The sequence below is a fragment of the Paenibacillus sp. 01T431 genome (assembly GCF_056398625.1).
Map to the genome: position 1 here is coordinate 1 of NZ_JBFTPT010000072.1, position 464 is coordinate 464.

General features: G+C 44.2%; 1 protein-coding gene. It reads right to left on the reverse strand.

All coding sequences use genetic code 11. The features are described from left to right. The coding region (locus AC1DM9_RS34490; protein WP_477584515.1) for an IS3 family transposase at nucleotides 1-464 on the reverse strand (464 nt) is incomplete at both ends.

Genomic DNA, 464 nt, shown 5'->3' on the forward strand with positions numbered 1-464 from the left:
ATACCCATGGGACGTGTAGACGCTGCCCTGATCGCTATGGAGAATCGCACCAGGCACAGCTGGCAATTGATTAAGTGTATCCAGGACAAAGTCCGTATCTTGCGTATCGGATAGACTGCTAGCTACGATCTCTCTGTTATATAAATCGAGGATGCTCGATAGGTACATCATTTTTCCGCCGAATGGTAAATACGTAATATCCTTGACGAGTTTATGCATCGGTGCTTCAGCTTGAAATTGTAGCTTTAATAGGTACTCAGCTACATAAGCAGGCTGCCCTGTATGCTTTCGTTTCTTGACTCTGACTCGACATTGTAGCTGCTCACATTGCATGATTCGTTGTACGCGCTTGTGATTAATCTTGTACTTTTTTTGAAGCAGTGCAGTAATCTTTCGGTATCCGTAACGGAATTTATGCTCAGTGCAGAGTTCTCGAATCTCTTCAACCATACTGTCCAATGGCC